This window comes from Mycobacterium sp. PTI7, assembly GCF_056679845.1.
The window spans coordinates 2,089,658-2,108,764 of sequence record NZ_CM155252.1 but is presented as its reverse complement, the minus strand read 5'-3'; the positions used below and the strand labels follow the sequence as shown (position 1 = coordinate 2,108,764).

Below are 19,107 nucleotides of genomic sequence, written 5' to 3'. Positions count from 1 at the left end.
CGTCACGCGACGATGCGCTCCCCCGTCGCCGCGTCGAACAGGTGGGCACGTCCCGGCCGGACCGATACCGACACGGCGTCGCCGGGTGCCGGCGGTGTGGGCCAGCCCGCGACCACCGATGCCTCGACCACCGCGGTGAGCCGGCGGGGCCCCACCGTCACGATGACGACGTACCGGGGGCCGAGCAGCTCGACGAGTTCGATCGTGCCGTTCCCGTGTGCGTCCGGCTCGACCAGCAGGTCCTCGGGCCGGACCCCGAAGGTGGCCGCCCCCGCCACGTCGCCCGGTGCCGCCCAGGTGATGCCGTCGGCGGAGAACACCCGGTCCGCCACCACGCCGCGGACCAGATTGGTGCTCGGCGAACCGATGAAGGCCGCGACGAACTCGTTGGTCGGCGTGCCGTACAACTCCGCGGGCGTACCCCGCTGAGCAACCCGCCCGCCGTCGAGCACCACCAGCTGATCGGCGATGGTCATCGCCTCCTCCTGATCGTGGGTGACGTAGAGCGCAGTGATCCCCAGCTCCTGCTGCAGACGCCTGATCTCAGAACGCAACTCGACGCGCAACTTGGCGTCCAGGTTGCTCAGCGGTTCGTCGAAGAGGAACACCGACGGCGTGCGCACCAAGGCCCGGGCGATGGCGACGCGCTGCTGCTGACCGCCCGAGAGCTGACGCGGTTTGCGATCGAGCAGCGCGGTGATGCCGACCTGTTCGGCTGCCGTGCGGGATCGGCTCGCGGCCTCCTGTTTGCCCACCCCAGCGTTGCGGAGCGGGAAGGAGATGTTGCCCAGGACGGTCAGGTGCGGATAGAGCGCATAGTTCTGAAAGACCATGGCCACATCGCGGGCACGCGGCGAGGCTGCCGTGACGTCCCGGTCGCCGATGCGCACGGACCCGTCGTCCGCAGACTCCAAGCCCGCCAGGATCCGCAGCGTCGTCGACTTACCGCAACCGGACGGCCCGACCAGTACCGTGAGCGTGCCGTCGTCGAGCACGAGGCTCAGATCGTCGACCACGGCGTCACCGCCGAATCGCTTGGTGATGCCGCGCAGTTCGACGGTGCTCACTTGGTCGCCCCCGCCGCGAGCCCGCCGACCAGGTAGCGCTGGGCGAGCAGCGCCAGCACGTACACGGGCGCGATTCCCATCAGTCCGGCGGCGGCCTGCTGACCGAATTGAACGGTGCGGTCGCCCTGAAACAGCGATAGTCCCACGGTCAAGGTCTGGCTCTCCTTCGTCACTCCGAGGTATACGGCGAACAGAAAGTCGTTGTAGCTGAGGAAGAACACGACGAGGAACGCTGCGACGATGCCCGGCCACAGCAGCGGGAGGATGGCCTTGCGGAACGCACCGGCGACGGACAGGCCGTCGATGACCGCCGCCTCGTCGATCTCGATCGGGATCCGCCGGACGAAGCCGTCGAGCAACCATGCTGCGACCGGAACGCCGGCGATCCCGTTGACGAGGACCAGACCGGCGGCGTGGTTGACGAGGCCGAGATCGCGCAGCAGGAAGAACAGCGGGATGATCGCCACGATCGGTGGTGCGCAGTAACTGGCCAGCAGCGCCGTGAGCAGGCGCTCACCGCGGACGCTGCGTGCGGTGAAGTACGCAGCGGGCGCGGCGATCACGATGGCGAGGACGGCGGCGCCGACCGCGCTCGTCCACGAGTTCTCGAGCATGGTGCCCAGGGCGATGGTGTCGAAGACGGAGGTGAAGTTCGACGTCGTCCACTCGCCGGGCAGCAGACTTGAGTTGAGCACGTCACCGGGCGGGCGTACCGACAGTGATACGAGGTAACCGACCGGCAGCAGCGCCACGGCCACCGCGACGGCCAGCGCCGTCCGCACCGCCCAGCGGCGCGACCCGCCCGTCATGACCGCTCCGACCGCACGACGCGTGCCCGGGCGGCGGTGAACGCGGTGGCGACCGCGCCGACGACGGCGGCGAAGATCAACGTCTGCACCGCGGCGGTGCCCATGTCGAAGCTGCCGCGCAGACCGGTCTGGTAGATGACGTAGGGGGCCAGCGTCGTCGCGAAACCTGGTCCACCCGAGGTGATCGTGACGATCAGGTCAAAGACCTTGTAGCCGATCACCAGCTCCAGGACCAGCACGGCCCACGCGGTCGGGGCGATCGCCGGCCACGTCACCGTCGTGAAGGTGCGCCACGGATCGGCACCGTCGATGCGCGCGGATTCGACGAGTTCCTGCCGTACGACGCCGAGTGCCGCGAACAGGATGAGCGCGGCGAACGGCGTCCACTGCCAGACGTGGATGACGAGCAGGACGAGGAACGCTCCGGTTCCCGACCCCAGTGGGTTGAAGCCGGCCAGCCCGATGACCGAGAACAATCCGGCGAGACCGCCGCCCACGGGGGCGAGCAGCAGTTTCCACGCCACCCCGATGAGGACCGGCGCCGTCACCAACGGCAGCAGCAGCAGTGCGCCGACCGCGCCGAAGCGCGTCCCGCGGGCCCGCAGCAGCAGCGCCAGGGCGAGCCCGAGGGCGGTGGTGACGACCGTCGCCAGGACGGCGAAGGCCGTGGACTTCCACAGCGATGGTACGAACGCCGGCACGGCAAGAGCCGTTTCGACGTTGTCGCCGCCGCTGAAGATCCGCAGCGGATGGGCCAGCGACGAGTCGGTCAAGGCCAGGGCGAGCAGGTAGCCCGTCGGATAGACCAGGAACAGCACCAATCCTGCGATGGCGGGCAGCGCGAGCCAGAGCGGGACGCGTCGCGTCATGTCGCGGCGTTCTCCCAGCTGCCCTGCGCGTTCTCGAGGGACTGCTCGACCGTCTGCGTTCCGGCGATGGCGAGAGCCAGCTGATCGACGAGGTCCTGCAAGAGTTTTGGGGCACCCTTCTGCTTCGGCCAGACCAGCGGCTTGCCGCCGAGTCCCTGCCGGATGGGCTCGATGGCCCTGGTGACCACCGTGGCGTAGCTCGGCGCGCCGAGCACCTCATCCCGCACGGGGTCGATGCCGGCGCCCGGGGTGGAGGACACTGCGAGGTTCTGTGGCCCCGCAGTGGCCCAGCTCAGGAATGCCGCGGCGGCGTCCCGATTCTTCGACGCCGTCGAGATGCCCAGTCCGAAGCCGGAATCGAGCGCTGTGCGTGGTGTCGTGTTGGCACCGCCGACCGGTAGCGACACCGCACCCCAGCGGCCGGCGATCTTCGACGCCGTCGGATCTTCGGCGCGCAACGCCATGTCGGTCCAGGTGTCCAGCAGGGCACCCTGTCCGGACAGGAAGGCCTGATTGGCCTGATCGAATCCGACCTGCAGTGGTGTCGGCAGGGCGACGGGCGCGACGTCGACGAGGTGCTGCAACGCGGCGATCGAGGCGTCAGACGTCAAGGTGGGTCTGCCGTCGGAATCCACCAGTTCTCCGCCGTAGCCGGTGAGCCGGTTGATGAACGAGCAGCCGAGGATCATCGGCACCTGTTGACCGGAGACGATCGCGCCGTAGGCCGCGCCACGGGCGTCCCGGGTGATCTTCGCGGCGACCTCGTCGTACTCGTCCCACGTGGTGGGCGGTGCGACCCGGTACCGATCGAGCAGTTCGGCGTTGTAGAACAGAATGTGGACGTCGCCGTCGTAGGGCAATCCGTAACGCTTGCCGTCGAGCAGTGTGTACGGGTCGTAGATCGAGGGCAGATAGCCGTCCACGCCGATCGGCTGCGCGTTCGCCGCGATCCATTCGGTGAGGTCGACGAGCGCGCCGGCGTCGACGAGGTCACCCAGACCGAAGTAGAAGTAGTCGAAGACGTCGAATTCGCCCGTGCCGCTCTGCACGTCGAGGATCTGCTTGCTGGTGAGCTGGTCGTAGGGCGCCGGCGTGACGTCGAGGGTGCCGCCGGTCTCCCTGTTCCAGGCCGGGGCCAGCACGTCGCGGAACGACGTGACGTGTGGCTGGTTGACCAGGAGCTTGAGCGTCACCCCCTCGAACCGGCCCGATACGGGGGCGTTGGTGGCGAGCGCGTCGCCCCCGCCGGATGAGCCGCAGGCGGCAAGAGCTGGGCCGAGGAGTGCGGCGCCGCCGGCGAGGCCGAACAGCTGCAGCGCACGTCGACGTGAGAGGGCGTTGATCGTCACGTGGCGTGACGGTACGAACCCGGGGCCGACTCGGTCGATGGATAAACTCAGCGCGATCTTGGGTTCGGACCCTCGAATTCCCCGGCGAGGTAGGCGCTGCGGCAGGCGCGGCGGGCGAGCTTGCCGCTCGTGGTACGCGGAATCGACCCCGCCGGAACGAATCTCACGTCGGCGATGTCGACGCCGTGCCGGTCGCGCACCGCGGCGCGGATCGCCTCGACGGCGGGCGCCGGATCGGTACGGCTGGTCCGCGCCGCCCGCTCGGCGACGATCACCACCCGGCCGTCGGGCACGGTGAACGCCGCCGCGTATCCGCGTCGCACCAGTGCGGAGGCGTCGGCGGCGGTGGCTTCGAGGTGCTGCGGGTAGTGCCGGAGCCCGTCGACGGCCACGACGTCGGCGAGCCGTCCCGTGACGTACAGCTCGCCGTCGAGGTAGCAGCCCAGGTCGCCGGTGCGGAGCCAGGCGGCGCCGTCGGGAACGTCACCCGCGTGCCCGTCGGTTCGTCGCGAGGCCAACGTGGCTCCGAAGGCGCGCCGCGTCTCCTCGGGTCTGCCCCAGTACCCGCGGCCGACGTTGGCGCCGTGCAGCCAGGGTTCGCCCACCGTGCCGTCGGGGACCTCGTCGGCCGTCTCCGGGTCGACGATCACGCACCACTGGCTGCGGGCCACCTGCCCGCACGACACCAGCGCGACCGCGTCGGGTGCGTCCGGCGACACCGGCACGACGTGGTCGGCCACCAGGCGTTCGCGGTCGACGTGAATGACCGTCGGTCGTGCGTCGGGCGCGATCGTCGAGACGAACAGCGTGGCCTCGGCGATGCCGTACGACGGCTTGAACGCCGTGGGCGACACACCGTACGGCTCGAAGGCCTCGGTGAACGTGCGGATCGCGTCGGCGCTGACCGGTTCGGATCCGATGATCATCGCGACGTCGTGCAGGTCGACGTCGTCACCCGGCTCGGGGACGCCGCGCTGCGCGGTCCACTCGTAGGCGAAGTTCGGGGCGGCGGTGACCACGCGGCCCACCCGGGCGGCGTCGGACAGCGCCCGGATCCAGCGCTGCGGACGGCGGATGAACGCCGTGGGTGACAGCAGCGTCGTGTGGCCGCCGTAGACGGCGGGGAAGCCGATCATCGACAGGCCCATGTCGTGGTAGAGCGGTAACCAGCTGACGCCGTGGGTGTTTCGATCGAGGAGGTCGATCGACAGGATCATCTGGATGAGGTTGGTCCCCACCGCGCGGTGGGTCACCTCGACGCCCACCGGCGCGCGCGTCGAGCCGGACGTGAACTGCAGGTGCGACACGTCCTCGACGTCCAGGTCGACCTCGGTGACGTCGTCGCCGGCGGCGTCGTCGATCTCGTCGACGGCCACGACGTGCGGGCGGCGGGACGCGGGAAGGGTGGGCAGGAACGCGTCGACGGCCCCGCGGGCGCCGCCGGTCGTCAGGATCAGCGTGGGGCCGGCGTCGGCCATGGCGGTGCCGAGACGTTCGGCGTGGCCGCGCAATTCGGGCGCGAAGAGTGGCACCGCGATGGTTCCCGCCTTGATCGCGCCGAAGAACCCGACCACGTAGTCGAGGCCCTGCGGGGCCAGGATCGCGACCCGGTCCCCCGGCGAGGTGAACCGTTGCACCGTGGCCGCGACGGCGGCGATGCGTACGCCGAGCCGCCGCCACGTCATCTCGACGGCCACGCCGGCGTCGGACCGGGTGTGGTCGAGGTAGCGGTAGGCGACGCGGTCGCCGACGTTCGCGACGTTGCGGTCGATCAGCGAGATGAGGTTGACGCCCGGCGGCAGGACCACGCGCCCGCGCGCATCCAGGCAGTCCTCGATGCGCAAAAGACCGGTGCGGCTTGACGACTCCCGTCGGACGCTCGAGGCCATGACGTCAGTCTAGGCCGCGCTCCGAGGGCGGTCGTCGGTCCGTGACGGTGGTCACGGCCGGCCACACCGGTCTCTGCGGTGAACGGGGGTGGGTCAGCCCGCGGCGGCGAGTGCCGCGTCGTAATCGGGCTCCTGGCCGATCTCGGGAACCAGTTCGGTGTAGGCGACGTTGCCGTCGGCACCGACGACGACGACCGCACGGCCCAGCAGTCCCGCCATCGGACCGTCGGCGATCGTGATGCCGTAGTCCGCGCCGAAGCTGTCGCGGAACGCCGAACCGGTGGTCACGTTCTCGATGCCCTCGGCACCGCAGAATCGCTTCTGCGCGAAGGGCAGATCGTTCGACACGCACACGACGGTGGCACCGCCGGCGGCGGCACGCTCGTTGAAGGTGCGGACGCTGTTGCCGCAGACCGGGGTGTCGACCGACGGGAAGATGTTCAGCACGACGGACTTCCCGCGGAACTGCTCGCTGTCGACCACGCCGAGGTCGGTGCCGGTCAACGTGAACGACGGGGCCGGGCTGCCGACCGCGGGCAGTTCGCCGACGGTGTTGATGGGGTTTCCGCGCAAGGTTATCTGTGCCATGGGCACAGTCTGCCAAGCCGGAGCGGCGGGTGGGCGGTCAGGGTGCTCGCGGGAGTCACCGTGGGGTGCGCGTCACCACTCGATGATGCGTACGAGGTAGGGCGCCATGTCCGTGGTGCGCACCGGCGACACGGCCACCGCGGTGTCGCTGACGCCGACCATCTTGCCGTTGCCGACGAACATCGACACGCTCTGCGTGCCGTCGGGGCCGTAGAAGAGGAGGTCGCCCGGCAGGGCCTGGGAGGGCAGGATCTTGCGGCCGACCTTGTACTGCTCGCCCGACGAGCGCGGCATCTTGATGCCGGCGCCGGCGAAGGCGTACACGATCAGGCCGGACGCGTCGAAGCCCGCCACCCGCGGTGCGGTCGGCGCGGCGGGGGCCGCGGGCACCAGGAGGCTGGGGACCAGCGGATCGGGGTTGGCCGCCGCCAGGCCCGTCGCGGACTGCTCGGGCTGCATCGCGCGCTCGGCGCTCGCCGGGGGCAGCGAGGGGCCGTTGACGTCGCCGCCGCCGTAGGTGAACGGCACGCCCTGCTGGGAGAGGGCGCGCTTGACCACCAGGTCGATGGCTTGCTGGCGCTGCGCGGGCGTCGCGTAGGTGTCCGCGTTCGCCACGCCCGCGAACAGCATGGCGAAGCTGATCGCCATGGCGGTGATGGCGGTGAATGCCCTGGTGCGTGTCATCGTTCTTCCTACTTCTGCAGTCGGCGGCCACGTGTGCTGGAGCCGTGGTCGAAGGAGTCACACGAATCACTCGAGTCACACCCGTCTCAAGTGTGCCAGTCCTCCTGTCAATAACCGGGTGTCGGTCGCGAACTTTGTCGGACCGTGACCGAACGGTTATCACCGGGTGTGTGCCCAATCACGTTTTGCTGGTTGCGGTTTCGCATGCCACGCCGAACGGTCGCCGTGCGAGGATGGCGGACGTGATGCCGATGCCGGAACAGCCCTGGTCGACCGCGCTGTGGAGTTCGATCGAACCGGTCTTCGACGCGATCCTCGCCCACCCGTTCATCACCGGCCTCACCGACGGGACCCTCGACGACGCGGCCTTCGCGCACTACGTCGCGCAGGACGTGTACTACCTGCGCGACTACGCGCGGGCCCTGGCGATCGTCGGGGCGAAGGCGCCGACCCTGGCGGACACCGCGATGTTCGCCCGTCACGCCGCCGAGGTGCTGGACGTCGAGTTGGCGCTGCACGGGTCACTGCTGCCCGAACTGGGGCTGGACGTCGACGCGCTCGAGGCGGCGCCGGTCGCCCCCACCACCACCGCGTACACCAGCTACCTGCTGGCCGCCGCCTATGGCGGGAGCTTCGCCGAGGGGCTGGCCGCGATCCTCCCCTGCTACTGGATCTACGCGCGGGTGGGCGCCGCACTGGCCGAACGCGGCTCGACCGATCCGCGCTACCAGCGCTGGATCGACGGATACTCCGGCGAGGAGTTCGCCGCGACCGTCGCCGAGGTGCTGGTGCTCACCGACCGCACCGGCCCGACGCTGTCCGCCGACGACAGGGCCGCCGCTGGTGACCACTTCGTGACGACCGCGCGCTACGAGTGGATGTTCTTCGAGGCCGCCCACCGCCGGGAAGCCTGGCCGGTCTGATCGGTTCGCCACGTAAACCGTTGTCGGACAGACACTTCGGTTACGCGGCCAGCGGGTCCGGAATGTGAGTGGCAGGCAGGTGGCAGGCACTGCCACGGGCGCGGTCGTCGACGGCGGCCGGAGGACGTCACGTCCCGAGTTTCAGGTGGCCGCGCTCGGGAACAACCGCACCATCACCGACGTTGACGAGACGCTGTACCAGAACTCGAGAGGACATTGCCATGGCTACCGATTACGACGCACCGCGCAAGACCGAAGCCGACGATGTCGCCGACGAGTCACTAGAAGCCCTGGCGGGCCGTCGCAACGACGCCGCCACCGCAGTGCTCGACGTCGACGACGGTGACGAGGGGGAACTGTTCGACCTCCCCGGCGCAGACCTCTCCGGTGAGGAACTGACCGTCCGGGTCGTGCCGAAGCAGGCCGACGAGTTCACCTGCTCGCGCTGCTTCCTCGTCCAGCACCGCAACCGGATGGCGCTGCAGACCGATCAGCAGCAGATCTGCTCCGACTGCGTCTAGAGCGCGTCGATCGTCCGGGCGATCCGGTCGAGCATCGCGTCCACCTGATCCGCGTCGAGTCCCCGCTTCCCCAGCGGGGACTTCGTGAATCCGACGCTGCGCACGTCGGCGGCGGACAGGTGACCCCTGCCGTCGAGGCGCCGCGCCGCCAGCTGCAGGAAGTCGTAGACCGACTTCTCCTCGTATCCCCGCTTGTTCCACGGCGACTTCTCGAACGTCGTGGAACGGACCTCGTCGGCCGTGAGCGCGGAGTCGCCAGTAGTCACGCCTGCCGATGGTAGGCGCGTCACCGCGCGGCGAGGTAACCGATCAGCGTGTCCGCCATGGCGGGGATGGCCTCGCGCGCGACCACCTCGTAGCCGTGGGTGCTCAGCGTCGGTAGGCACAGCAGACCCGCCCGCGGCGCGATCCCGCCGGCCTTGGCGTGCGACGCGTCCGACTCGAACGCCCCGAGCACCGCGGCCTGCGGCGACGACCCCGACTCGGTGGCGCTGCGCATCAGATGGTCGGCGACCGACTTGTCGTACACGCTCAGTGCGTCGCCGTACGCGACGATCGGTCCCCCGCGACCGCCGTCGAGTACTCCGCCTCGGCCGGGCCCACCTCCAGCGCGATCACCAGGTCGCCGGGCAGGGTGCGGGCTGCATACGCGCCTCCCACGCCACCGATCTCCTCGTTGGTCGTGAACACCAGGTAGGCGTCGATGGACGGCCGGATCCCGCGCTCCCGCATGCGCCTCGCGGCCAGCAGCAGGGCGGTGACCGGCGCCCGGTCGTCCATGAAGTAGCAGCCGAGGTAGTCGCCGAACTCGACGAGCGTCCGCTTGCTCCGGTCGACGCACACCCGCGTGCCCGGTCCGACCCCCGCCGCCGACAGCTCCTCGGTGGTGCGGCCGGTGAACACGTAGACGTGCAGCCAGTCCAGGGCCTTGTCGCCCTGGTCCGGCTTGGTCTCCCAGATCGACTGGCTCTCCTTCGTCGTGTGCTCCGACCCGAGGGTCAACACGCCACACAGCGTCTCGCCGTCGCCGAGGATCGCCACCGGGCCGAGACCGAAGTTGCCGGGATACATCGTGCCCAGTGGTGACAGGCGCAGCGAGCCGTCCGGTTCGACGCGCTTCACCAGCATCGACAGCTCGTCTAGGTGTGCCATGACCCGCGTCGCCCGGGCGTCCGCCCGGTCCGCGCCGTGGATCAGCCCGATCAGGTTGCCTGCCTCGTCCACCCAGGTCTCGTCGGCGAGCGGTTCGAGTTCGCGGCGGCAGACGTCGCGCACGGCGTCCTCCTGACCGCAGGGTCCGTAGGTACTCAGCAGCTCGCCGAGCAGGGGCCGGAAGTCGTCGTCGGTCACCCGGAGGGGCTACCCGCTCGGGATGCGAACAGTCAGTCCAGCACCGAGCGCACCAGCCGGCGCCACCCGTCGACCCTCGCGGGATCGGTCACCGCATACCGCCGGACCAGCGCGGGGTCGGGACCGGGCGGCATGGGCGCAACGGGAAGCCGGCCGTTCCTCGGCAGCAACGACCGTCCCTCGCCGACGACGTCGCCGTCGAGCAGCGCGCGGGTGCCGAGCGTGCACGCGTACGGCAGCGCGGGCAGTGACCCGGCCAGCGCCAGCCCCGCGGCCAGCCCGATCGAGGTGCCGAACGTCGAGGTGACTACGCACGGCAGGCCGACCGTCTCGGCGACGCGCAGCGCCCGGCGGACGCCGCCCAGCGGCGCGCACGCCAGGACGGCGACGTCGGCGGCGTCGGCCAGGGCGTCCAGGTCCCCACCGACGGCGGGCATCGCGATCCGCACGCCCACCCGCCGGCGCACGGCGGCGACATCGCCGAACTCCCGGCACGGCCGCTCGACGTACTGCAGGTCGCCGACCGCGTCGACGATGGCGCCGATCGCCCGGATCGCGGTGTCGGCGTCCCACCGGCCGCCCGCATCGCAGCGGACGGCGCCGCCCGGGCCGAGAGCGTCGCGCACCGCGACGACCCTCGCGACGTCGTCGTCGATCGGCCCGGTCCCGACGGTGACCTCGGCGACCGCGCACCCCGACTCGGCGGCGAGCGCCGCGGCGCGCGCGGGATCGACCGCCGGGATGGTCGCCGCGATCGGCACGTCGCCGCGCAGGGGTTCCGGCCAGCCGACGGTGCCGGGTTCGGTTGCGGCGGTGAGCCATCGGGTCAACCCGTCGGCGGTGCTGCCGGGCCACGGCGCGAACTCGCCCCAGCCCTGCGGCCCTTCGAGGAGGACGCCCTCGCGCACGGTGAGTCCGCCCGCCCCGTACCGGACCGGGATCGCGAAGACCGGCGCGGTGTCGAAGTCGATCAGCGTCCTCACCGGGCCCAAGCTAGTCACGCCGGGGCGACGGCTACCCGCCGGGTGGCTCCCAGTGCACGACCTTGACGCACGTCATCTCGTCGAGCAGTTCGGGACCGAACCCGAAGCCGTTGCCGCTGGCCCGCCGGGGCTCCGCGGCGCCACCCGGCGCGCCCCCGAACACCGCGTTGATCTTCACCGTGCCGACGGGCAGCGAGCGCCACGCGGTCTGGGCATGGGTCATGTCGGCCGTGAGTACCGTCGCCGCGAGGCCGTACCGGTCGTCGCACGCCTCGGCCAGCGCCGTCTCGAAGTCCGGCACCACCCGCACGGGCGCCACCGGCCCGAACGTCTCCTCGCGCATCACCAGCATGTCCGGCGTGCAGTCGGTCAGCACCGTCGGAGGGTAGAAGGTGCCCGGGCCGGGGCGCGGCTCACCGCCGGTGCGCACCGTCGCGCCGGAGCGCACCGCGTCGGTCACGTGCCCGTGGACCGCGTCGCGCTGTCGTCCGTCGACCACCGGCCCGATCCGGGCGTCCCACTCCCGCGCCGCGGTCACCAGTTCGGCGACGAAGGCGTCGGCGGCGGGTGCGACGACGTAGATGCGTTCCACCGACGTGCAGATCTGGCCGGCGTTGGCGAACGCGCCCAGCGCCGCCTGCTCCGCGGCCCACCGCGGGTCGACGCCCGCGTCGACGATCAGGGCGTCGTTGCCGCCGTTCTCCAGCAGCGCCTTGGCACCGCGTCGGGCGCACGCCGCGGCGATCTGCCGTCCGGTGGCGGTGCTGCCGACGTGCGCCACGGCCGCCACCCGGTCGTCGTCGGCCAACCGGGCGCCCACTCCGTTGCCGCCCAATTGCCCTGCAGCACGCGGCCGCCGTGCAGCGGACCGAGTTCGGCGTACTGGACGAGCGTGGCCGCGCCGGCCTCGACGCCCCCGAGCGCGTCGGCGCGCGGCTTGCCGGCCTCGCGCTCGTTGAGGTCGGCGAGCTCGTCGGCGGCCGCGGCGACCGATGCGGCGGCCGCGGTGAGCGCGGCGGCGCGTTCGGCGGGGGCGGTGCGCGCCCAGCCCTCGCCGGCGCGGACGGCGGCCTCGACGGCGGCGTCACACGCCGACGGTCCGGTGACGGGCAGGCGGGTGACGACGTCACCCGTCCGCGGATCGAGCACTGTCAGTTCGATGGTGTCGGTCACTGTCCTCCTCGGATCACGACCGGCTCGTCGGTGTCGACCGACCGCCGGATCGCGGCCCGGGGTACCCGCTGTCCGTCGCCGAAACCACCGTCTCGGAGCGGGACCGCAGGTGGCCGGGCGTCAGCCCAGTCGCTCGCCGTAGACCCTGTCGACGGCCAGCGTCATCAGCACCCGGCGGTCGGACACCATCACCGCGCGGTACTCGTCCCAGTCGGGATGCTCGCCCGCCGCCGTGCGGTAGTAGTCGACCAGCGCCTCGACCTCCGGGCCCGCCGGATCGGTGCCGGGTCCGATCAGCGTGACCGGTCCCTCGGCGGTGGCCCAGGACCGGCCGTCGGCGCTGGTGACCTCGAGTGCCGCCCGCGGGTCGCGGCGGAGGTTGGCGGTCTTCGCGCGGCCCTCCGTCATGGACACCCGGATGGTCTCGGAGGCGCGGTCGTAGAACGGCGTGACGGGCGACAGTTGCGGCAACCCGTCGGACTTGATGGTGGCGAGGACCCCGAGCCGGGCGTCGGCGAGCAGGTCTCGAGGATCGAAGGCGTCGGACATGGTGGGCGCAACCAGCGGCCGGACTACGGCATTCCCGGCGCGCGCGGCCCGACTGACACCATGGACGGCGTGACGGAGGACGACGGCGTGGCGGGACACGTCGCCACCCAGGTCGGCGAGTGGGCGCTGCGGGCCGACGGCCCACCGCGGCGCGGCTTCCGCTCGGTGATCCTGCCGGTGACGACGTCCGACGGCGTGCCCGCGGCGCTCAAGGTGGCCATCCCCGGCGTCGCCCCCGTCGAGGACCACCTGGTGCTGCGCCGGTGGGCGGGCGCGGGTGCGGTCCGGCTGCTGCGCGCGGATCCCCGCCGCGGCGCGCTGCTGCTCGAACGCGCGCTGCCGCGCGATCTCGTCGACCTCTGGGACGTCGAGGCGTGCGAGGTGGTCGCGGCGCTGTACCCGCGGTTGCACGTCCCGGCCATGCCGCAGCTGACCGACCTCGCCGACCTGGTCACCGGTTGGGTCGACGACCTTGCCGCCCTCCCCCGCAGCGCACCCATCCCGCACCGACTCGTCGAGCAGGCCGTCGGCGTGGGTCGCGACCTCGCGACCGACGCCGCCACCAGTGCCACGGTCCTGCACGGCGACCTGCACTACCGCAACGTGCTGGCCGCCGAGCGCGAGCCGTGGCTGGTGATCGACCCCAAGCCGCTCAACGGCGACCCGCACTACGAGATCGTCCCGATGCTGTGGACCCGGTGGGACGACCTCGCGGGCGACACCCGCGACGGCATCCGCCGACGGTTCTTCGCCCTGGTCGACGCGGCCGGGCTGTCCGACGAGCGGGCCAGGGACTGGGTGGTGCTGCGGATGGTGTGCGACGCGATGGTCGCGCTGCGCGCCGCCGAGGTCGATCGGTCCTGGCTGACGACCTGCATCGCGGTGGCCAAGGCCGTGCAGGGCTGAGCGGACGTCAGACGCGGCGGTTCAGCTCGGCGCCGATCAGGGGTGCGATCTTGTCCGCCATGTAGGCGTGTCCGGCGTCGGTGGGGTGCACGCCGTCGCCGCCGATCAGCTCGGGTCTGCCCACGAACCAGCCCTCGGCGATCGGGTCGACGAAGGTGGCGCCCGCGACGCCCGCGGTCAGCCGCAACACGTCGCGGATCTGCAGGACGGCGGGGGGAACGTCGGCGGTCGGCCACGGCGGACCGATCACCAGCAGCCGCGCCGACGGCGCCGTGCCACGGGCGAAGTCGAAGGCGCCCCGTGCCATCGAGGCGAGCGTCAGGGGGTCGACGCCCTGATCGTTGCGCGACCCGTAGAACACCACCAGTGTGTCGTCGGGGTGTACCGCACGCGGCGCCAGGTCGCCGAAGACGCTGTTCTGGTAGCCGCGTACGACGTACCCGGCGCGGCCCTCCGCGGCGACGTCGGCGTCCACCTGGGTGCCCTGCCGGGCGAGCTGCCGCCACGCCAGCGTGGTCCAGTTCCTGGCGCCGTTGCCGCCCTCGTTGCTGCCGGTGGTGTACGAGTCGCCGACGATGGCGATGGGGATCGACGGCGCGTCGCGGCCCGCCATGGTGATCTCGGGTGTGGCGGGGTTCGTCCACGCGCCGGCCAGCACCATCAGTGCGAGCAGCATCGCCACCGAACGGCCCACCAGGTACCTCCACATTCAGCCGGCCGAGGCCGGACGCGACGTCAGCCGGCGCGGGCCGGACGGGGTTCCGATCGGGGGTCGTGATCGGAGAGGTTCTGCAGCCTACCGCCGCCGGCTGAGTCCTTCGCCGACGCGTCGCGCGGTGCGGTCGCCACCCCTCGGACGTCGACCATCCGCCGCATCCAGTGCCGGGCCGGTTCCTCGACCAGGTGGTACATCAGGCAGCCGACGCCCAGGGCGGCGGCGAGCAGGCCGAGCAGGATGACCACGCCCGCGGGGCCCGCCAGCGTCAGCTCGAACTGCTTGGTCGCCCAGATCCACGCGTTGTGCACGATCTCGTGCACCATGTACAGCCCGAACGACACCTGGCCGAGGTACACCATGACCCGCGTGGACAGCAGGCGCGGGAGCGTCCCCGCCCCGATGGCCAGCGTCACGATCAGTGGCACGAACAGCAGGTCCACCAGGCCGCCGGCGTCGGGGATCCGCGGGTTCGGGTGGGCGTCGAAGTAGTACAGCGCGCCGACCACTCCGGCGAGGATGAGCACGGACGCGCCGCCCGCCAGATGAGCGGCGCGGTCGCCCACCCGGAGCTTGCGCACCGCCGCGCAGGCCAGCGCCCCCGCCGTGAACTGCATGACGATCCTCGGCAGCCAGCTCCACGGGCTGTAGAACTCCCCCGACGCCAGCAGCAGCACCACCGGCGGCAGCGACGCCGCCATCGCGAGCACCAGCAGGCTGCGGGCACGGGTCGCGCGGGCCACCCGGAACACCACCAGGATCAGGCCGCCGAACAGCAGGTAGGCCAGCCACTCGGCGCTGATCGACCAGGCCGGACCGTTCCAGCTGGAGAAGTCGAAGTACGGCTGGAACCAGAGCTGGACCAGGAACAGCTGACGCAGATAGCTGGTGGCGTTGAACTCCGCCGTGCTCTCCGGCGGCACGTGGCCGACGTAGATGGTGAAGATGACGAGCGCTGCCGCGAGGTGCAGCGTCACCAGGTACACCGGCCACACCCTGGCCAGCCGCAGCCACAGGAAGCGGATGGTGGCCCTCGTCGACCAGGTGCGCCCCATCTTGTCCAGGTAGTTCCAGGTCAGCACGAAGCCGCTGAGGATGAAGAAGAGGTCGACGCCCTGCGCGCCGCGATCGAGGACCGGGCTCAGCGCCGACGAGAATCCCGGTGCGGCCTCCCAGAACAGCGGCCGGAAGTGGAAGAGCACCACCCACACGGCGGCGACGATGCGAAGACCTGTCAGGGCCTTGATCTCACCGCTGCGCACAACACTCATTCCGTACGACTTCTCGAATTCCGTCTTCGCGTCACTGGCACGTCTCGGGGACGTCACTGCCCTGGGCTGCCGGGGTTCGGTGACCAGGCGGACAGCACTGGCAGGGTAACAGCGCGGGGCGGCCGGTGGCGCGGCCCGCGACCTGTGTGATCGCTGGCAGCCCGGTGGGATGCAGCCGGTCGCGGCCCAGCTCGGGCGCGGTGTCCGCCGGAGGTGGGTGGCTCTGCGCTCTATGCCTACCAGGCTCTGCTGCAACGGGATTCGATGCCGGATCGGACGGGACGGTTCGCTGGTGGTGGCCGGCGGTTGCGTCCGGCGCGTGGCCTGGCCGGGCCCGGCCGGACCGCCGTCGCGGGCCGCCCGGCGACCGTCGGCCCGGGCGCGTCGCGACCGAGGCCGGGACCACTTTCCCCCATCCCGGCGCCGCGCCGCGGCCACGGGGTCCACACTCCACGGTGAAGCCCGCGCCACAGCCCCGGCGCGGCGTGACCGAAGCGAGCCCGCATGCCCCTGAAGGATCTCCAGCCACCACGCCGCGTCGTCCTCGCCGGTGCCGTCCTCGGGGTGGCCGCCACGGCCGCCGCGTGCAGCAGCGACGGTGAGGGCGCCCAGCCGTCCGCCGCGTCGACCGCCGCCGGACCGCCGGGAACGCTGACCGCGACGGCGGACGTCCCCGTCGGATCCGGCGTGATCCTCGACGACGTCGTGGTCACCCAACCCACCGCCGGGGTGTTCAAGGGCTTCTCCAGTGAGTGCCCGCACGCCGGCTGCAAGGTCTCCGAGATCGCCGACGCGACCATCGTCTGCCGGTGCCACGGCAGCACCTTCGACCTGGAGGGCGCCGTCGTGAAGGGCCCAGCCACCAAGCCCCTCGAGCCGAAGGCCGTCGCCGTCCGCGGCGATTCGATCGTCGCCGGCTGATCCGCGGTCGCGGTGCGAGGATGGCCGGGTGAGCACGCGCTGGCAGCAGACCGACGCCCCTCGCGGCGACGAGTACGACGACCGCTGGCGGACGCTGGAGGCCGATGGCCGACCGATCCACGGTGAGGCCGACCTGGTCGACGGCCTGCTCGACGAGATCGGTGGCTCCCGGGTGCTCGACGCCGGCTGCGGCACCGGTCGCGTGGCGATCGAGCTGGCCGGGCGCGGCCGGTCGGTCGTCGGGGTCGACCTGGACGAGGCGATGCTGTCGGCCGCCCGTGCGAAGGCGCCGGGGTTGACGTGGGTGGCGGCCGACCTGACCGACGTGGCCGGGCTGGGCGGCGACCCGTTCGACGTCGTCCTGCTCGCCGGCAACGTGATGATCTTCGTGGAGCCGGGCAGCGAGGCCCGCGTGCTCGCCGCCCTCACCGCGCGGCTGGCGCCCGGCGGGCTTCTCGTCGCGGGCTTCCAGGTGGAGCCGCGGCTCCCGCTGGACCGGTACGACGCCCTCGCCGCCGATGCCGGACTGCGGCTCGTCGCGCGGTGGGCGACCTGGGACCGCGAGCCGTTCACCGGCGGCGACTACGCGGTGTCGGTGCACGGCCGGGCGGACGCGTGACCGACGCGCTGCCGACGCCCGACGGACGCCTGCCCCACCTCGCCGACGTCGTGCCCGCGGTGCTCACCGCGATGGGTGCGACCGGCTTCTCCAGCCCCATCGACCTGCCCGCCGACGTCTCGGGTGCGTGCGTGCTGCTGATCGACGGCCTGGGCGCCGACCTGCTCGACGCGCACGCCGCCGACGCGCCGGTGCTCGCCGGGATGCGGGGCCGGGCGCTCAGCGTCGGCTTCCCGTCGACCACCGCCGCAGGGCTGGCCGCCGTCGGCACCGGACACCGCTCGGGCGAACACGGCATGGTCGGCTACAGCTTCCTGCTGCCGGGCACCGGCGTCGTCAACGCCCTCACCTGGCGACCGCACCCCTGGGGCGACGACCTGCGTGGCCGCGCGGAACCCGAACGCGTGCAGCCACTTCCGACGACGTTCGAACGGGCGGCGACGGCCGGCGTCGCCGTCAGCGTCGTGTCGGCCGCGAAGTTCGAGGGATCCGGCCTGACCCGCGCGGTGCTGCGCGGCGGGCGCTACGTCGGCGTCCACGCCATCGGCGACCTGGCCGCGCGCGTGCGCTCCGTGATCGACGACGGCGGCTTCTGCTACGGCTACCACGCCGACCTGGACATGCTCGGCCACCTGTACGGGCCGGGATCGGACCCGTGGCGGATGCAGCTGCGCCAGGTCGACCGCCTCGTCGAGTCCGTGGTCGACGGCCTGCCGCCCGGCGGCCTGCTCGCCGTGGTCGCCGACCACGGGATGGTGGCCGTCGACACGGCACGGACAGTCGACGTCGACGACTCCCCCGGACTGCTGCGCGGCGTCGCCGCCATCGGCGGGGAGGTGCGGGCCCGGCACGTCTACGTCGACCGCGGCGCCGCCGACGACGTCCTCGCCGCCTGGCGGGGCACGCTGGGCGACCGGGCCTGGGTGGTGTCGCGCGACGAGGCGATCGCTGCCGGCTGGTTCGGTCCGCGGGTGTCCGACGGTGTCCGGGCGCGTATTGGTGACGTGATCGCCGCCGCCCGCGACGACGTGGCACTCGTCCGCCGCGCGACCGAACCGGTGGAGTCGTCGTTCATCGGCCACCACGGGTCGCTGACGACGGCCGAGCAGCGGGTACCACTGCTGCTCGCCCACCGCTGACCCGGCTACCCTCGACGCCCGTGATCGTCCTGCTGCCGCCGTCGGAGACCAAGCGCGACGGCGGCGACGGTCCGCCGGTGCGGTTCGAGGCGCTTGGCTCCCCCGACCTCGACCCGGTGCGCCGCAGCCTGGCCGACGAACTCGTCGCGCTCGCCGCCGACCGCCCGGCCAGCCGGGCCGCCCTCGGCATCTCCGCCAAGCAGGACGGCGAGATCGACCGCAACGCCGCCCTGCTGACGGCGCCGACCATGCCCGCGATCAGCCGCTACACCGGCGTGCTCTACGACGCGCTCGACGTCGAATCGCTCCGCGGCGCGACGGCGGTGCGGGCGCGGGCCCGGCTGATGGTCGGCTCGGCGCTGTTCGGGCTGCTGCGCGCCGACGACGAGATCCCCGCGTACCGGCTGTCCGCGGGCTCGAAGCTCCCCGGCGGGCAGACGCTGGCCGCGCGCTGGAAGCCGACGCTCGAACCCGAACTCGCCGCGCTGTCCCGCACCGAGTTGGTCGTGGACCTGCGATCGGGCGCGTACGCGTCGCTGGGGCGCGTGCCGGGCGCCGTCGACGTGGACGTGGTGTCGGAGAAGCCCGACGGCAGCCGCGCGGTGGTCAGCCACTTCAACAAGGCCCACAAGGGGCGGCTGGCCCGCGCGCTGGTCACCTCCCGCGCCGAACCCGACGACGCCGCCAAGGTCGCCGCGATCGCGCGGCGGGCCGGCATGACCGTCGAACGCGACGGCAACGCGCTGCTCGTCGTCATCCCCGCCTAGGGGCCGGGATAGATC

At 72.0% G+C, this 19,107-nt stretch carries 21 protein-coding genes and 1 pseudogene; 7 read left to right on the top strand and 15 right to left on the bottom strand.

What is annotated here, in order from left to right; genetic code table 11:
- Nucleotides 1–2: 2 nt before the first annotated feature.
- From AC1MEY_RS10190 to ripD, 7 genes are all read right to left on the bottom strand, one after another.
- Nucleotides 3–1,067 carry an ABC transporter ATP-binding protein gene (locus AC1MEY_RS10190; protein WP_480230519.1) on the bottom strand — a complete coding sequence of 355 codons (1,065 nt, stop codon included), beginning with the start codon at nt 1,065–1,067 and terminating at the stop codon, nt 3–5.
- Nucleotides 1,064–1,876: a carbohydrate ABC transporter permease gene (locus AC1MEY_RS10185; protein WP_480230518.1), complete on the bottom strand. Its 813-nt coding sequence runs from the start codon at nt 1,874–1,876 to the stop codon at nt 1,064–1,066. Before AC1MEY_RS10185 ends, AC1MEY_RS10190 begins: the two co-directional genes overlap by 4 nt.
- Nucleotides 1,873–2,745, bottom strand: coding sequence for a carbohydrate ABC transporter permease (locus AC1MEY_RS10180; protein WP_480230517.1), 873 nt, complete (start codon nt 2,743–2,745; stop codon nt 1,873–1,875). The genes AC1MEY_RS10185 and AC1MEY_RS10180 overlap by 4 nt, the downstream gene beginning before the upstream one ends.
- The gene (locus AC1MEY_RS10175) at nt 2,742–4,094 is read right to left on the bottom strand and encodes an ABC transporter substrate-binding protein (protein ID WP_480230516.1); all 1,353 of its coding nucleotides are present in this window, start codon (nt 4,092–4,094) and stop codon (nt 2,742–2,744) included. The genes AC1MEY_RS10180 and AC1MEY_RS10175 overlap by 4 nt, the downstream gene beginning before the upstream one ends.
- A 47-nt stretch (nt 4,095–4,141) precedes the next feature.
- Nucleotides 4,142–5,983, bottom strand: a complete 1,842-nt coding sequence (locus tag AC1MEY_RS10170; protein WP_480230515.1) for a fatty acyl-AMP ligase — start codon at nt 5,981–5,983, stop codon at nt 4,142–4,144.
- A gap of 93 nt (nt 5,984–6,076) precedes the next feature.
- Nucleotides 6,077–6,571: a thiol peroxidase gene (gene tpx, locus AC1MEY_RS10165; protein ID WP_480230514.1), complete on the bottom strand. Its 495-nt coding sequence runs from the start codon at nt 6,569–6,571 to the stop codon at nt 6,077–6,079.
- Between the two features lie 72 nt (nt 6,572–6,643).
- Entirely contained in the window at nt 6,644–7,219 is a 576-nt protein-coding gene (ripD, locus tag AC1MEY_RS10160; protein ID WP_480231404.1) for an NlpC/P60 family peptidoglycan-binding protein RipD, read from the bottom strand.
- Between the two features lie 281 nt (nt 7,220–7,500).
- Between ripD and tenA the strand changes: the two genes are divergently transcribed.
- On the top strand, nt 7,501–8,178 hold the full coding sequence (gene tenA / locus AC1MEY_RS10155) for a thiaminase II (RefSeq protein ID WP_480231403.1): 678 nt from the start codon (nt 7,501–7,503) through the stop codon (nt 8,176–8,178).
- Nucleotides 8,179–8,399: 221 nt separating this feature from the next.
- Entirely contained in the window at nt 8,400–8,699 is a 300-nt protein-coding gene (locus AC1MEY_RS10150; protein ID WP_480230513.1) for a DUF4193 domain-containing protein, read from the top strand.
- On the opposite strand, the gene AC1MEY_RS10145 is transcribed toward AC1MEY_RS10150, so the two are convergent.
- The 6 genes and pseudogenes from AC1MEY_RS10145 to AC1MEY_RS10120 form a co-directional block, all read right to left on the bottom strand.
- On the bottom strand, nt 8,696–8,965 hold the full coding sequence (locus AC1MEY_RS10145) for a DivIVA domain-containing protein (protein ID WP_480230512.1): 270 nt from the start codon (nt 8,963–8,965) through the stop codon (nt 8,696–8,698). The genes AC1MEY_RS10150 and AC1MEY_RS10145 overlap by 4 nt on opposite strands.
- A gap of 20 nt (nt 8,966–8,985) precedes the next feature.
- A pseudogene (locus AC1MEY_RS10140) lies at nt 8,986–10,049 on the bottom strand (M42 family metallopeptidase).
- A 32-nt stretch (nt 10,050–10,081) separates the two neighbouring features.
- Nucleotides 10,082–11,032, bottom strand: coding sequence for an enolase C-terminal domain-like protein (locus AC1MEY_RS10135; RefSeq protein WP_480230511.1), 951 nt, complete (start codon nt 11,030–11,032; stop codon nt 10,082–10,084).
- Nucleotides 11,033–11,063: 31 nt separating this feature from the next.
- Complete coding sequence (locus AC1MEY_RS10130) at nt 11,064–11,813, bottom strand: aldehyde dehydrogenase family protein (protein ID WP_480231402.1); 750 nt, start codon at nt 11,811–11,813, stop codon at nt 11,064–11,066.
- Nucleotides 11,711–12,205, bottom strand: a complete 495-nt coding sequence (locus AC1MEY_RS10125; protein WP_480230510.1) for an aldehyde dehydrogenase family protein — start codon at nt 12,203–12,205, stop codon at nt 11,711–11,713. Before AC1MEY_RS10125 ends, AC1MEY_RS10130 begins: the two co-directional genes overlap by 103 nt.
- A gap of 120 nt (nt 12,206–12,325) precedes the next feature.
- On the bottom strand, nt 12,326–12,754 hold the full coding sequence (locus AC1MEY_RS10120) for a PPOX class F420-dependent oxidoreductase (protein WP_480230509.1): 429 nt from the start codon (nt 12,752–12,754) through the stop codon (nt 12,326–12,328).
- Nucleotides 12,755–12,814: 60 nt separating this feature from the next.
- Here AC1MEY_RS10120 and AC1MEY_RS10115 point away from each other — a divergent pair, with 60 nt between their 5' ends.
- On the top strand, nt 12,815–13,660 hold the full coding sequence (locus AC1MEY_RS10115; RefSeq protein ID WP_480230508.1) for an aminoglycoside phosphotransferase family protein: 846 nt from the start codon (nt 12,815–12,817) through the stop codon (nt 13,658–13,660).
- 7 nt (nt 13,661–13,667) lie between these two features.
- On the opposite strand, the gene AC1MEY_RS10110 is transcribed toward AC1MEY_RS10115, so the two are convergent.
- Nucleotides 13,668–14,354, bottom strand: a complete 687-nt coding sequence (locus tag AC1MEY_RS10110) for an Rv0518 family GDSL lipase (protein ID WP_480230507.1) — start codon at nt 14,352–14,354, stop codon at nt 13,668–13,670.
- Between the two features lie 41 nt (nt 14,355–14,395).
- Nucleotides 14,396–15,637: an acyltransferase family protein gene (locus AC1MEY_RS10105; RefSeq protein ID WP_480231401.1), complete on the bottom strand. Its 1,242-nt coding sequence runs from the start codon at nt 15,635–15,637 to the stop codon at nt 14,396–14,398.
- A 513-nt stretch (nt 15,638–16,150) separates the two neighbouring features.
- Between AC1MEY_RS10105 and AC1MEY_RS10100 the strand changes: the two genes are divergently transcribed.
- Genes AC1MEY_RS10100 through yaaA form a run of 4 tightly spaced genes read left to right on the top strand, consistent with a single transcriptional unit; the run spans nt 16,151 to nt 19,092 of the window.
- Entirely contained in the window at nt 16,151–16,567 is a 417-nt protein-coding gene (locus tag AC1MEY_RS10100; protein ID WP_480230506.1) for a Rieske (2Fe-2S) protein, read from the top strand.
- 28 nt (nt 16,568–16,595) lie between these two features.
- Nucleotides 16,596–17,186, top strand: a complete 591-nt coding sequence (locus tag AC1MEY_RS10095; protein ID WP_480230505.1) for a class I SAM-dependent DNA methyltransferase — start codon at nt 16,596–16,598, stop codon at nt 17,184–17,186.
- On the top strand, nt 17,183–18,325 hold the full coding sequence (locus AC1MEY_RS10090) for an alkaline phosphatase family protein (RefSeq protein WP_480230504.1): 1,143 nt from the start codon (nt 17,183–17,185) through the stop codon (nt 18,323–18,325). The genes AC1MEY_RS10095 and AC1MEY_RS10090 overlap by 4 nt, the downstream gene beginning before the upstream one ends.
- A 20-nt stretch (nt 18,326–18,345) precedes the next feature.
- Complete coding sequence (gene yaaA, locus AC1MEY_RS10085) at nt 18,346–19,092, top strand: peroxide stress protein YaaA (RefSeq protein WP_480230503.1); 747 nt, start codon at nt 18,346–18,348, stop codon at nt 19,090–19,092.
- Nucleotides 19,093–19,107 lie beyond the last annotated feature (15 nt).